We start from the raw sequence: 14,210 nt of genomic DNA, 5'->3' as shown, positions 1-14,210 counted from the left end.
AGAAAATTCACAGTTCTGCCCCCGCCTGCATCAACTTGCCACCTTTGAGCCGCAGGACCCGCGCATTCACATCCGCCTTCATCGACCGGATCATCGCCAGATCATGGGTCGCGATCAGGATCGTCTTGCCCATCCGGTTCAGCTCGACCAGCAGGGCGAGCAGGCGCTGCGACATTTCCCAATCGACATTGCCAGTCGGTTCATCGGCGATCACCACATCGGGCGACATGATCACAGCCCGGGCCAAAGCGGCGCGTTGCCGTTCACCGCCCGACAATTCAGGCGGTAATTGCCCGGCCTGCGGCGCAAGGCTGACCCAAGACAATAATTGCGTCAGATTATCCTGCGCCTCCGTCAGCCGACCTGCGACGGTCAGCGGCAGGGCGATATTCTCGGCAATCGACAGATGGTCCAGAAACTGGCAGTCCTGATGGACGACACCGATCCTGCGGCGGGCCATTGCCACCTCGTCACGGGTCCAATGGGCGGCATCCTGCCCAAACAGGCGCACTTGCCCCTGATGGGCGCGCAGATCGGCATAGCACAGGCGCAGCAACGTGGTCTTGCCTGCCCCCGAAGGCCCGGTTAGAAAATGAAATGACCCCGGCGCCAGTTTGAGCGAGACCCCGGAAAATAACGGCGTCCCGCCATAGCCATAAGTGACATTGTCGAGTTCAATCACGATCTTTCCTTTACTCACGCTGCTGTAGTGCCTAAATCCGCGCCGGGATTCAATGATCACCATCGGCGCATCGCTGCAAATCCTTTGCCTTTGGGTGTGGCATTGGTAAGTTGCGTCGGATGCACTGGCGCAATATGGTCCAAAGCCGGAATAAAGGTTTAATAAGATGCGGTTGATATGCCCTAATTGCGGCGCGCAATATGATGTTCCTGATGGGGCCATCCCACCTGCGGGCCGCGAGGTGCAATGTTCCAGTTGCGGCCATGCCTGGTTCGAGATTGAAACCCCCGAACCGGCTACGGAATCAGCCCCCATCCCGCCGGAAGCACCGCTGATAGCGCCGTCCGACCCAGCCAAAGTGGCACGCGACCTGCGGCAGCCGATTGACGCCAACGTCAAAGCGATCCTGCGCGAAGAAGCCGCACGTGACCGTGACCTCAACGCACCGGCCAATAAGACGGAAGATGAGACACACAAGCCGATCCGTCGCATCACCCGCGACGAGGATACCTCGAAAAAACCGCCCGCCCCAGTGCCAGCGATTGTTCCCGTGCAGCCCGATCCCGGCCCGCGTGACATGCCCAGCATGGACGAAATCAATGCCAATCTGCGTGCCCGGTCATTGACAGCACGCCCCAGCCTGACCGAGTCCGAACAACAAGAGGTCGTCGCGCGGCGGGGATTCCGCTATGGCTTTGGCCTGATGCTGCTGATTTTCGCAATCCTGCTGCTGCCTTATGTGTTCGCAGATCAAATCACCGCCGCCTTGCCGCAGCTACAGGATGGCATGGCCAGCTATGTCGCGCTGATCGACCGGTTGCGGATCACCTTGAACCAAGGCGTGACGGATATCGCAGCGCGCGTGGCAGAGCTTATGAACGGCGCCGACGCCTAGAACTGACCCAGCAAGCGGCGCAGATAGTCGCGTTCCACCTCGGGTCTTTCCTGTTCAGCCGACCGACGACGGATTTCATCCAGCAATTCCGCCGCGCGGCGGTTGGTATCGGTGTTGCCCAACATATTCTGGTCTCTGCCCATCTGGCCGGTATCGCCCGCCTCGCGGCCCAACGGGTCGCGCTGGCCCGGCACGGCATTGCCCGCGGCTTCACCATCTTCGCCATCCTGACCAGTCTGGGCTTCGGCCATGGCCTGACCCAATTCGCGCATCCCGTCGCGCAAGGCATCCATCGCTTCGGCCTGACGGTCAATCGCCTCGGCCAGATCGCCGCCGCGCAGGGCCTCTTCCGCCCCTTCCATCGCACCTTCGGCCCGATCGAGCGATTGCCGCGTCGTGTCACCGGCTTCACCCGGCAAATTGGGCAACCCGTCGCGTTGACGTTGTAATTCCTGCCGCAGCGCCTGCTGGCGGTCGGTCAGACCGCTCTGGTTATCGCCCGGACCAGATCCGCCCTGATCACCAGGCTCATTGCCTTGACCCTGCCCTTGGCCCGGCTGATCCTGCCCTTGGCCTTGCTGGCCATCCTGCTGGCCTTGCCCGCTGCCATCGGCGCGGTCCTGCAGATCGCGGAACGCCTCGTCCGACAGCCCCTGCTGCTCGCGCAACGTATCGGCCAGATCATCCATCGATTGCTGACCGGGGCTGGGTGGGCCATCGCCGCCTTCGCCTTGGGTCACGCGCATATTTTCCATCATCTGGTTGAGCTGTTCCATCAGCGCCTGAGCTTCGGCCATCCGGCCTTCCTGCATCAGCTCTTCGATCCGGTCCATCATGGCTTGCAGATCGTTCATCGAAAGCTCCATGCTTTCGCCGCTGTTATCCGCCTGATCGGTGCCATCGCCGGGTTCGGCCTGTTCGGCCAGCATGCGCATGTAGTCATTCGTCGCGTCGCGCAATTCCTGCATCAATTCGGCAATCTCGGCCTCTGACGCCCCATTGCGCATCGCCTCGGCCAGCCGTTCCTGCGCGCGTTCCAGACGTTCGCGGGCATCGGCCAGACTGCCTTCCTCTAACTGGATCGCAAGCTCCCAAAGTGCTGTGGCAATTTCGGCCTGCGTGTCATCATCCAGACCGACCAAAGTGATCGCATCCATCTGCCGGATGATCGCGCGGACCCGCAGATACATGGTTTCCGAAGGAAAGATATCCTCGGGCCGATGCGCAATCGCGCGCAGCAATTGCCCGACACGTCGGGCATTGTCGCGCGACCAGAGCAGATCGCGGCGCTGTTCGATCACGGCGCGCGCAACCGGCTGAAAAAACCGCCGCCCCGGCAGGATCAGCGGCTCCGCCTCAGTGCTGGCCGTCTGGCCCGCCGCATCGGTGACGCTGAGCTGCAAGGTCACCGGCAGATTGGCCAAAGGATGTTCGCTCAGATTTTCGACCAGAAACCCTTCAAACGCGGCCCGGTCGCCGGTGAAGGGCATCGGCAGGTCCAGCACCAGATCGGCAATCGGATCAGGATCAACGGCAAGGCCATAGCTGCGCTCGACCGCAGCCAGATCCAGCGCGATGGTCGCGGTGCCACTTTCCACGCCGTAATCATCGCTGGCGGTAAAGGCTTGCGACAGCTCGCCCAGCGCATCGGCGGTGATCGGCGCGGTCAGCGCGACCTGCGGCGCGGCATCGGCGATTGCGGTGACATTCCAGACCACATTGCCCGGGCCATCAATGGCCAGCGTGCCGGATCTGTCGATCGTGACTTGCTGCTGGCCATCCACCGGCTCTGCCGCGGCATCGGACACGCTTTGCGTCAGGCGCAGCGCGCCAACCTCGCCATAAAACCGGATTGTGACATTGCTGCCCACCGGCACCTGCAATGCGCCAGCAGGAATATCGTTGAGATACAGCGTCGGGCGCCCGGTATAGGCGGGCGGTTCCACCCAGCCTTCCCAGACCGGGCCAGAGGCCAGCGCCGCCGAGGGCCCCGCGACGATGTCACCGACCGAAGTGACCCGCAGCACCGACCCGAATAGCAAGGCCGCGACAAAGAACAACACCGCGATAAACCGCAGCCCGTAAGGATCGCGGTCGGCAATCCGCAGGTCCGGTTCCACAGCGCGGGCAGATTTACTGCGCGCCGCCATCCGCGTGACATGGGCCTGCCATACGGCAATCGAGGCGGGATCATCCGCGCCAATCGCCTGCACATCGCTGATTGCCGCAATCGGCCGGCCCGGCAATGTGGCATCGACACGGGCCAAAGCCTCGATTGTGCTGGGCATGTGAAAGCGCCGCCAGCCGATGATCAATGTGGCCGCAAGCCCGATGATCACACTGGCGGTCAGCGCCCAGACCACCTCCAGCGGCAGCATATCCTGCCAGCCCATCATCAAAGGCGCGAAAGCCAGCAAAAGGATCGTCCAGAACGGCCAGAAACACCGGACCACGTTTTCCGCCACCATACCGATGCGGGTCCAGCGGACAGGCTGGCGCAGATGGCGCATCTGGTCGGGGATCTGTGTCAGCGTTACTCTCCGCGGTTTGGGCTACTCCAGCCACTCTGGCAGGCTATCGCGCGCGATCATCTCTTCATAGCTAGGACGCTTGCGGATAACTGCAAATTGATCGCCCTTGACCAGCACTTCGGGGATCAGCGGGCGTGAGTTGTATTCCGATGCCATCACCGCACCATAGGCCCCGGCTGACCGGAAAGCGACCAGATCGCCCGCCTGCATCGGCGGGATCTCGCGCCCTTTGGCAAAAGTGTCGCCGCTTTCGCAGACCGGACCGACGATATCATAGCGCGCCTGTGCCGTGCCCGGCGCAGGTTCCACCACCGGGACGATATCATGCCAGGCATCATACATCGCAGGCCGGATCAGATCATTCATGGCCCCATCAAGGATCAGGAAATCGCGGTCTTCGCCGGATTTGACATAGATGACCGAGGCCACCATCAGCCCGGCATTGCCGGAAATCAGGCGGCCCGGTTCAATCTCGATCTCACAGCCCAGATGACCGAGCGTGCGTTCGATCATCGCGCCATAATCCGACGGCAGCGGCGGTGCCTCGTTCGACCGCGCATAGGGAATGCCCAACCCGCCACCCAGATCAAGCCGGGTGATCTCATGCCCGTCAGCGCGCAACACTTCGGTCAGTTCGGCGACTTTGGCATAGGCCGCCTCGAACGGGGCAAGATCGGTCAGTTGCGACCCGATATGCACGTCGATGCCGATGACCTTCAGCCCCTTCAGGGTTGCAGCCAGCGCATAAACCTGACGCGCGCGCGAAATCGGGATGCCGAATTTGTTTTCCGATTTGCCAGTGGCGATCTTGGCGTGCGTCTTGGCATCGACATCGGGGTTGATGCGCAAGGTGATCGGGGCAATCACGCCCAATGATTGCGCAACAGCATCGAGCGCAATCATCTCGGGCTCGCTTTCGACGTTGAACTGGCGGATGCCGCCTTCCAAGGCGAGGCGCATTTCATCCGCCGTTTTACCGACGCCGGAAAAGACGATCTTATCGCCCGGCACACCCGCCGCCTTGGCGCGCAGATATTCCCCGCCAGATACAACATCCATGCCCGCACCGGCCTGCGCCAGCACCCGCAGAACCGCCTGATTGGACAAAGATTTCATCGCAAAGCACACCAGATGATCGGCAAAGCCCAAGGCATCATCGAACAGCTGAAAATGCCGCGTCAGTGTCGCGGTGGAATAGACATAGAACGGCGTGCCAACTGCGGCGGCAATCTCGGCCAGCGGCACATCCTCGGCGTAAAGCGCGCCGTTACGATAGAGAAAATGATCCAAAGCGAGGTCCTAACGGGCGAAACCGGGGCGGCTGCGTAAATACAGATACAATGGCAGACCACAACTGACACCGATCATGAAGGTCGCGGGCACGGCCAACAGGCTCAGGTAATTCTTGCGCGACACCCCTTCATAAATCGCCCAGATCGTCAGGGTGATCGCAGCGATTGTCAGATCCCAGACCAGCCCGCTGGTCGCCAGGTTGGCATGCCAGGCATCCACCATCGCCATGATGTCCCAGGTGTTCGCGTTGAACCAGCCGATGAAATAATACATCGGGTGGATCGTGCCCCAGATCGCCAGCAGCAGCCAAAGATTGCGGATCATTGCCCCACCTCCGCATTCGCACTTGGCGGTATTGGCGCGCCATCCGCCCCGCAGGCGGCAAGTGCTGTCAGCACAGCAATCAATGCGAAGTATTTCATGACAGAACCTTTCTCCAGCCAGCGATCTGCGCGCGCACCTGAGCGGGGGCCGTGCCGCCGTAACTCATCCGCGACGCGACCGAATTTTCAACCCCCAACACGTCGAACACATCCGCCCTGATCGCATCGTGAACGCCCTGCATATCCGCCAGGGTCAGATCCGGCAGATCGCAGCTTTTGGATTCCGCCAAGGCGACCAGCGACCCGGTCACATGATGCGCCTCGCGGAACGGCAGGCCGAGTTCACGCACCAGCCAATCGGCGAGATCCGTGGCGGTGGAAAATCCGCTGCTGGCTGCGGCCTTCAGATTATCGCGGTTGGCGGTCATATCGGCGACCATCCCGGTCATTGCGGCCAAGGCCAGCATCAGGCTGTCGGCGGCATCAAAGGTCTGTTCCTTATCTTCCTGCATATCCTTGGAATAGGCCAAGGGCAGACCCTTCATCACCATCGTCAGCGCCACATTGGCCCCGAAAATCCGGCCAATCTTGGCGCGGATCAGTTCTGCCGCATCGGGGTTGCGCTTTTGCGGCATGATTGATGACCCGGTGGACCATTTATCCGACATCTTCACGAACCGGAACTGCGCCGATGACCAGATCACCAGTTCTTCGGCCAACCGGCTCAGATGCATGGCGCAGATGCTGCTGGCGGCCAGAAACTCCAGCGCGAAATCGCGGTCGCTGACGGCATCCAGCGAATTGCCCATCGGTGCGTCAAAGCCCAAGGCCTGCGCCGTCATGTCGCGGTCAATCGGGAACGATGTGCCAGCAAGGGCCGCAGCCCCCAAAGGCGATTGGTTCATGCGTTTGCGCGCATCGGCGAAACGGCTGCGATCCCGCGCCAGCATTTCGACATAGGCCAACATATGGTGGCCCCAAGTCACCGGCTGGGCGGTTTGCAGATGGGTGAAACCGGGCATGACCCAATCTGCGCCCGCCTCTGCCTGACCTAACAAAGATTGCTGCAAAGCCGCCAAAGCCGCATCCGCCTGATCGCATTGATCGCGCACCCAGAGCCGGAAATCGACGGCGACCTGATCATTGCGCGACCGTGCGGTGTGCAACCGCCCTGCCGGTTCGCCGATCAGCGCGCGCAAGCGCGCTTCCACATTCATGTGGATGTCTTCAAGGGCGGTCGAGAACGGGAAATCCCCAGTTTCAATCTCTGACAATACGGTGAGAAGGCCTTCCCTGATCGCATCCGCATCTGTATCTGAAATGATGCCACAGGCGGCCAACATGGCGGCATGGGCACGCGAACCAGCGATGTCTTGCGGGGCAAGGCGGCGGTCGTATCCGATCGAGGCATTGATTGCCTCCATGATCGCGTCCGGTCCGGCGGCAAAGCGGCCGCCCCACATCGAGTTTGCGTTGTCGGTCATAAAGGAAGCGCCCATGCGAAAGTTACTGTCAGCCCTGCTTTATACGGCCCTGCTGGGTGTTGCAAACCTTGGCACAGCACAGAGCGCCGATATCGCAGACCTGCGGGAAGGCGAGATGCGCAAACTGGTGTTCCATCCTGCCCCGGTTGCGACAACGGAGGAGGCGTTCACCAGCGAAGACGGCACCGAAATGACGCTGGCCGATTTGGAAGGCCGCTATGTCGTGCTGAACTTCTGGGCGACATGGTGCGCGCCCTGCCGGGTGGAAATGCCGCATCTGTCGGCTTTGCAAAGCGACCTTGGCGGCGATGATTTCGCGGTCGTGACTGTCGCTGTCGGTCCAAACCCGCAGCCTGCGATGGAACGGTTTTTTCAAGAAATCGGCGTCGACAATCTGCCATTGCACATCGATCCGCGCCAAAGATTCGCCCGCGCCATGGGCGTGCTCGGCCTGCCGGTGACGGTGATCCTCGATCCTGATGGCATGGAAATTGCCCGGATGCAGGGCGAGGCGGATTGGTCCAGCCCCAGCGCTGTGGCGATCCTCACGGCACTGCTGGATGATCCGGCCTAGGCATGGCCTGCGGTGGACGACAACAGCACCGGGTCAATCCCGAGAAGTTTCAGCGCACCTGCCCATTTATCCTCATTCGCCAGACCAAAGATGATCCCGGCATCGGCGTCACAGGTCAGCCAGCCATTCTGCCTGATCTCATTTTCCAACTGCCCCGGCCCCCAGCCGGCATAGCCCAAAGCCAGAAACGCCTGTTGCGGCCCACGCCCGGCGGCAATGTCTTCCAGCACATCCAGCGTGGCGGTCATGCCGACGCCCTCCGCCGCCTCCAGCGTGCCCAGCCCGGATTGGTAATCACCCGAATGCAGCACAAAGCCGCGACCGGGTTCCACCGGCCCGCCGAAATGCACCGCAAGATCGGGGGCATCCGCGCCATGCGGGATCTCCATCTGATCCAGCAGATCGGGAAAGCGGATCTGGCGCTGCGGTTTGTTGATGATCACCCCCATCCCGCCGTCCTCGGAATGGGCGCAAAGATAGATGACAGCGCGCGCAAAACGCGGATCAGACATATCCGGCATCGCGATCAGCAGCTTTCCGGCAAGCGAGGTGGCGGTCAGTTCCATCCTCGTACAATGGTGGCCCCACCGATCAGGTGCAAGGCGGCACGTGTCAGTCAATCGCCCAATCGTGACTTTTCATGTCAGCCGGAATCGCCCAAATAGACCTATGCGCAAAAATCTGCTGATCACTCTGGCCCTGTCTTGCCTGCCATCCCTGAGCTTTGGTCAAGCTGTCGGTGACCTGGCTTCGGTCACCGTCCTGCCCGGCTGGCGCGAGGCCGATGGCACCCACGTCGCCGCCTTGCGGATCGATCTGGCCGAAGGCTGGAAAACCTATTGGCGCGCCCCGGGCGATACCGGTATTCCGCCCGCTTTTGCCATTGCAGGCACTGGTATTGTCGCCGTGCAACCCCATTTCCCAGTGCCCGAAGTTTATGAGACATTCGGCATGCGGTCCATCGGCTATGAAAACAGCGTGACTTTCCCGCTGCGCTTGCAAGTCGGCGATGATGGCCAGCCGGTGGGCATCAGCGGCCAGATCGAAATCGGCGTCTGTGACGAAGTCTGCATTCCCGTCACCTTGGATTTCGCCGCCTTGCTGCCGCCGGTGGGGGCCTCTGACCCTGCGATTCTGGCCGCGCTCCGCGACCGGCCGCTGACCCGGACCGAGGCGCAGGTCGGAACGGTTGCCTGCAGTGTCACGCCGATCAGTGACGGGTTGCAGCTCGCGACGACCATCACCATGGCCCCCACTGCCGCGCAGGAAACTGTCGTGATCGAGGCGGGCGATCCGCAGGTCTGGGTCTCTGAACCGCAGGTCACCCGGCAGGGCAATCAACTGACCGCCGTGGTCGATATGGTCCATGTCTCAGGCCAGCCTTTCGCGCTCGACCGGTCCGCCCTGCGCTTTACCGTGCTGGGTGACGGCACGGCTGTCGATATTCAAGGCTGCACAGCGAACTAAGCGCGCGCATCGTCAGAGTATAAATATCCCCGTCGGAGACTGCGGCGCAGCCGCATCAGGCCCGCGCACGCCGTAGCGCGAAACCCGCCATAGCGACCGCATAGATCACCACCATCATCACCAACATCGCCAGCATGAAGACCGCCAGTGCCGGGCCAAAACCACCGGCCAGAAATGGCAGTGCCGCCAGCATCGGTGCCCAAGGCGCGCCGGTCAGCACCAACGGCAGCACCAGCGCACCAAACAGGATCGCCGCAACCAGAACGCCCAGCGCCGCAGGCAGCACCATCGCCATCCGCCGCCCGCGCAAAGCCCGCCGCGCCGCCTGCATCTGCCGCGCGATATCGGCCTGCATCGCCATGATCGCAGGCACCACCAACAACACCAGAACCATCCCAAACCCCAGACCAAAGACCAACGTCACCACCGTGGGTTTCAGGAATTCCGCCTGCGTCGATCCTTCATAGAGCAGCGGCGCAAGGCCCAGCACCGTGGTCAGCGTCGTCAACAGCACAGGTCGCAGCCGGTCCACTGTGCCATCGATGATTGCGGGGACCAGCCCACGCTCTGCCGCATATTCATCCACCGTGGTCACCAGCACGATGGAATCGTTGATGATGATCCCGACCATCCCGATCAGACCCACAACGGTGAACAGGCTCATCGGGATCTGCCAGACGTAATGGCCCCAGATTGTCCCGACCAAGGCAAAGGGGATGATCGACATCACCACGATGGGCCGGGTCCAGCTGCCGAAAATCCATGCCAGCGTCAGGTAAATCCCCAAAAGCACCAGCATCAGCCCGACCGTCGCATCGCCCAGAAACTGCTGTTCCTGTTCGTTCTGGCCCGCGAGTGTCGTTTCAATCCCATAAACGCTCTGCAGTCGCGGCAGGATATCGCCCGCGATGATCTGCTGAATCTCGGTCGCGCGGGCGGCGTCATCACTGTCTAACTCGCCTGTCACCGAAATCAATTGCACGCCATTTTCGCGCCGCACGGTGGAAAAGCCGCTGCGGGTTTCGACCGTCACCACATCGGCCAGCGGCACATAGGTCCGCTCGCCAGTGCGGATCTGGATATTGTTCAGAAAATCCGCCGTCAATTCTGCCTCCGGCAATTCCACACGGATCGTGGCGGACCTCGTGCCATCAGGAAAGCTCGCCGCTTCGATCCCCGCCAAAGTATTACGCAAAACACGGCCCAGCCCGTCAATCGACAGCCCCAGCGCCTGACCTTGCGGTGTCAATTGCAACACCAGTTCTTCCTTGTCGTAAGACAGCGAATCCTCCAGCGCAGACACTTCCGCATATTGCGCAAGTTCGGTCTTCAACGCCTCGGCAGCGGCTTTCAGCGTCGTGCTGTCGGCACCGGACAATTCCACCTCGATCCCATCCGCCGCAGGCCCGGCCCCCCAGCTGCGGAAACTGACGGTTTCGGCCATCGGATGCTGGATGATGCTTTCCTGCAAGGCAGTCACGAATGCGCTGCTGGAATAGGGACGGCTGTCGGCATCGACCAGTTCGATGGTGATGGCACCCAATTGATCAGCATCCTTGTTTTCCGCCCCGGCAATGGGCCGGCCCGAATTGCCGCCAATCTCGGCAATCACGGCCAGCAGAGGGTTGATGCCATATTCGGCTTCATATTCCGCGCCCAAAGCCTCGGTCGCGCGCTGCATTTCGCGCATCATCTCCAGCGTGTCGTCGCGTGTCGCGCCGGGCAGCATGGCGAAATTCCCGCTGACCTGACTTTGTTCCGGCGAGGCAAAGAACCGCCATGACACATCGCCACGAATGACCATGGCGCAGGAGGCCGCAAGCGTGACAATCGCCAGCGCCACCACCGGATAGCGCGCCCGGATTACCAGCGCCATGAACGGCGCGAACAAGGTGAATCGGAACCAGTCAAAGCCCCGATTGACGTATTTCGACGGGCGGTCATACCAATGATCCTTCGCCGAATGCGCAATCGCATGGGACAGGTGATTGGGCAGGATCAGGAAACATTCCACAAGGCTCGCGATCAGCACGACGATCACGGTATAGGGGATATCGGCGATCAGATCACCAAAGCGCCCGCCGATCACCACCAGCCCGAAAAACGCGATGATCGTGGTGATCGTCGCCGAAAACACCGGGCTGAACATCCGCCTTGCCGCGTTTTCAGCGGCGACCGTGGGCGGTTCCTTCAACTGCCTGACCCGGAAATCCGCATGTTCGCCAACGACAATCGCGTCATCCACCACGATCCCGAGCGTGATGATCAGCGCGAAAAGCGAAATCATGTTGAACGTGATCCCTGCCACATACATCAGTGCGACTGCCGCCAGCATCGCCACCGGGATACCCGCCGCGACCCAGAACGCCGTGCGCGCGTTCAGAAAAAAGAACAACAGCGCCACGACGAGCGCGAGCCCGGTCAAGCCATTGCGCACCAGAATATCCAGCCGTCCGGTGATCTGTTCGGCGCGCGCATTGGTCAGTTGCACCGTCACACCATCCGGCAGAACCGCCTGCATTTCCGCCGCGACCCGTTCAACACTGCGCTGCAAGCCAATCGCATCGCCAGTGGCAGAGCGCTGCACCACCACCATGATCGCCGGATCGTCTCTCACAAAATAGGCACGGTCGCGGTCGATCCCTTCGACCTGCAGATTGGCCACATCGGCAATCGTCAGGGTCGATCCGTCAGGATTGGACCGCAGGGCAATCGCGCCGATCTCCTCGGCACTGCGCCGGGCGACGCCGGTGCGCACACGCGCGTTCGAGGATACATCACCGGCAGGGGCGGCGGCGGTTTCCTCGGCAATCCGCTGCGCGATATCGGCGATCCCGATATCATGTTCGATCAGCGACAAGGACGGCACCTCCACGATGATCGATGGCGCTGCGACACCTTGGACCGAAACCTGCGTCACCCCTTCGGCAAACAGCCGGATCGCGAATTCATCGGCAAAGCGGCCCAGTTGATCCACACCGACGGGGCCTGCGATCACCACATCAGTCACTCGGTCCGACCAGCCGCCGCGCCGGATGCTGGGGTCATCGGCATCTTCCGGCAGGTTGCTTGCCCCATCGACGGCGATCTGCACATCCTCGGCGGCGCGGTCCATGTCATAGCCGGGTTCAAATTCCAGCGAAATCCGCGCAGAGCCTTCGGTCGAGCGTGACGACGATCCCGTCACCCCCTCCACCGCCAGCAGCACAGGTTCCAGCACCTGCACGATGGCGGCATCCACATCCTCGGCCCCGGCACCGGACCAGCCGACATTCACCGACACGCTGTCGATGATCACATCGGGAAAGAACTGCGCCCGCATATTGGGGATCGCCAGCACACCGGCTGCCAGCATCAGCACCAAGAGCAGGTTCGCCGCTGTCTTGTGCCTTGTGAAATAGGACAGCAATCCGCCTGCCCCCGCCGTCAGCCTGTCACCCCCGGTCGCCATCAGCTGCCCATCCGGCTTTCCAGCCGTTCCACGGTCTCGGACGACACCTCATCCTGTTCCAGTTGCGCGATGATCCGTGCCTTGACCTCATCGGGCATCGGCCCGTCAGTCACATAAGCGATCAGCCGCGCGCGCCTGTCGGCATCAAGCGGGATCAATGCGGCGGTTTCTTCCACGACCACGCCGGGCCGGATCGGGCGGACCTTGATCCCGGCCCCCAACAAAGGCGAGCGTTCCATCACCACCATCGCCCCCGCCAGATCAGCGGCGGCGATGATCACGTCATCACCCTGACGGCGCAGGACATCGACGGCGACGGGCTGCAACCGTTCATCCGCATCGACGGTCAGGATCATATCATCCGACCCGACAGCGGTCGCAGGCAACAGCGCCACATTGTCCAGCATCGGTTCGGCGATACTGACGGTGACAAAATCGCCGGGGCGAAATCCCGGCGCTTTATCCAGCCGAGCGAACAATTGCCGCCCGGTCTGGCCTGCGCCAACACTGGCCCCTTCACGGGTGATCTGGCCGCTGGCAGACAGGTTCACGCCAGAGGCATCAAGCGCCACAGTGACAGGCGCGCGGGTCAACTGGCCATCTGCACCCAGCAGGCGGGCATATTGTGAGGTTGAGACGCGGAACGCGACCTCAAGCTGCGCCGGATCAATCAGCCGCGCGAAAAGCTCATTCGCGGTGACCCTTGCGCCGGGGGTGATTGTGACCTCGGTCAAGGTCCCGTCAAAGGCGGCGGTGATTTCGGTATTGGCCAGATTACGCTCTGCCTCTGCCAGATCGATCTGCGATCGCGCAAGGCGGGTTGTGGCCTGATCAATCCGCGCCTCGGCCGTCGCAATCGCCTGCCTGCGGGTCAAAACCGCCGCCCCGGCGCTGGAGGCGGTCAGTTCCGCCTCTTCCACTGCCGAGGTTGTCCCCACACCGCGCCCCTGCAAATCCAAGGCCCGCGCCAGCGCCTGTTCGCGCAAAGCCGCCTGCGCGCGGGCGGCGGTCAATTCATCCTGCCCCAGATCCAACGCGCGGCGCGCATCGCGCAATTCAGCCTCGGCATCCTGCACATCGGCACGAATCCGCGCCAATGCCGCCTCTGCCTCGACCGGGTCAATGCGGACCAGCACTTGGCCCGCAGTGACGGTGCCGCCTTCAACCAGCGCGGCATCCGCGTCCAACACCGTGCCGCCTGTGGCCGAGCGCAAATCCAAAGTGCGTTGGCTACGCAATTCGCCGAACACTACCAATTCAGGCGTCAGGCTCTGCGCTTCCAGCGTCAGCACATTGACGGTGAATTCCCGTTCATTCTGGGCAAAGCTGCGTGGTTCCTGGTTCATCCGCGCCTGAACGGCGCTAAACACCATACTGCCCGCCCAAGCCAGCAGGACCAAGGTCAGGGACAGCAGAAAAATGCCCGTCAGGCTTCTTCGCAGAAAACGCATCAAATAATCCTTATTGCCGCACGCAGGATCAGGGCGCGCGTGGCCTTCTGTCCCCTCAT

General features: G+C 61.8%; 11 protein-coding genes. 3 read left to right on the top strand and 8 right to left on the bottom strand.

Annotated elements, in window-relative coordinates; all coding sequences use genetic code 11:
* Positions 1-7: 7 nt before the first annotated feature.
* On the bottom strand, positions 8-682 hold the full coding sequence (locus tag VOY09_RS14120; protein ID WP_322894381.1) for a cell division ATP-binding protein FtsE: 675 nt from the start codon (positions 680-682) through the stop codon (positions 8-10).
* A gap of 166 nt (positions 683-848) precedes the next feature.
* Here VOY09_RS14120 and VOY09_RS14115 point away from each other — a divergent pair, with 166 nt between their 5' ends.
* The gene (locus VOY09_RS14115) at positions 849-1,577 is read left to right on the top strand and encodes a zinc-ribbon domain-containing protein (protein WP_322894382.1); all 729 of its coding nucleotides are present in this window, start codon (positions 849-851) and stop codon (positions 1,575-1,577) included.
* On the opposite strand, the gene VOY09_RS14110 is transcribed toward VOY09_RS14115, so the two are convergent.
* The 4 genes from VOY09_RS14110 to argH all read right to left on the bottom strand — a co-directional run bounded on the left by VOY09_RS14110 (position 1,574) and on the right by argH (position 7,208).
* Entirely contained in the window at positions 1,574-4,087 is a 2,514-nt protein-coding gene (locus VOY09_RS14110; protein ID WP_322894383.1) for a TIGR02302 family protein, read from the bottom strand. The two genes, VOY09_RS14115 and VOY09_RS14110, sit on opposite strands and share 4 nt — an antisense overlap.
* Before the next feature lie 42 nt (positions 4,088-4,129).
* On the bottom strand, positions 4,130-5,398 hold the full coding sequence (gene lysA / locus VOY09_RS14105) for a diaminopimelate decarboxylase (protein ID WP_322894385.1): 1,269 nt from the start codon (positions 5,396-5,398) through the stop codon (positions 4,130-4,132).
* A 9-nt stretch (positions 5,399-5,407) separates the two neighbouring features.
* Positions 5,408-5,722 carry a DUF2834 domain-containing protein gene (locus VOY09_RS14100; protein ID WP_322894589.1) on the bottom strand — a complete coding sequence of 105 codons (315 nt, stop codon included), beginning with the start codon at positions 5,720-5,722 and terminating at the stop codon, positions 5,408-5,410.
* Positions 5,723-5,819: 97 nt separating this feature from the next.
* Positions 5,820-7,208, bottom strand: a complete 1,389-nt coding sequence (gene argH / locus VOY09_RS14095; protein WP_322894386.1) for an argininosuccinate lyase — start codon at positions 7,206-7,208, stop codon at positions 5,820-5,822.
* Positions 7,209-7,221: 13 nt separating this feature from the next.
* Here argH and VOY09_RS14090 point away from each other — a divergent pair, with 13 nt between their 5' ends.
* Positions 7,222-7,782, top strand: coding sequence for a TlpA disulfide reductase family protein (locus tag VOY09_RS14090; RefSeq protein WP_322894388.1), 561 nt, complete (start codon positions 7,222-7,224; stop codon positions 7,780-7,782).
* Here VOY09_RS14090 and VOY09_RS14085 read toward each other — a convergent pair.
* The gene (locus VOY09_RS14085) at positions 7,779-8,348 is read right to left on the bottom strand and encodes a YqgE/AlgH family protein (protein WP_322894389.1); all 570 of its coding nucleotides are present in this window, start codon (positions 8,346-8,348) and stop codon (positions 7,779-7,781) included. The two genes, VOY09_RS14090 and VOY09_RS14085, sit on opposite strands and share 4 nt — an antisense overlap.
* 103 nt (positions 8,349-8,451) lie before the next feature.
* Between VOY09_RS14085 and VOY09_RS14080 the strand changes: the two genes are divergently transcribed.
* Positions 8,452-9,249 carry a protein-disulfide reductase DsbD domain-containing protein gene (locus VOY09_RS14080; protein ID WP_322894390.1) on the top strand — a complete coding sequence of 266 codons (798 nt, stop codon included), beginning with the start codon at positions 8,452-8,454 and terminating at the stop codon, positions 9,247-9,249.
* 55 nt (positions 9,250-9,304) lie between these two features.
* Here the strand turns inward: VOY09_RS14080 and VOY09_RS14075 are convergent, their stop codons facing one another.
* Positions 9,305-12,700, bottom strand: coding sequence for an efflux RND transporter permease subunit (locus VOY09_RS14075; protein WP_322894391.1), 3,396 nt, complete (start codon positions 12,698-12,700; stop codon positions 9,305-9,307).
* A complete protein-coding gene (locus tag VOY09_RS14070; protein WP_322894392.1) occupies positions 12,700-14,151 on the bottom strand; it encodes an efflux RND transporter periplasmic adaptor subunit in 1,452 nt (483 codons plus the stop codon). Before VOY09_RS14070 ends, VOY09_RS14075 begins: the two co-directional genes overlap by 1 nt.
* Between the last annotated feature and the right edge of the window lie 59 nt (positions 14,152-14,210).

It is taken from the genome of Yoonia sp. 67-2, assembly GCF_035117555.1.
Classification (GTDB): Bacteria; Pseudomonadota; Alphaproteobacteria; order Rhodobacterales; family Rhodobacteraceae; genus Yoonia.
This window is presented reverse-complemented; position numbering and strand designations above follow the sequence as displayed.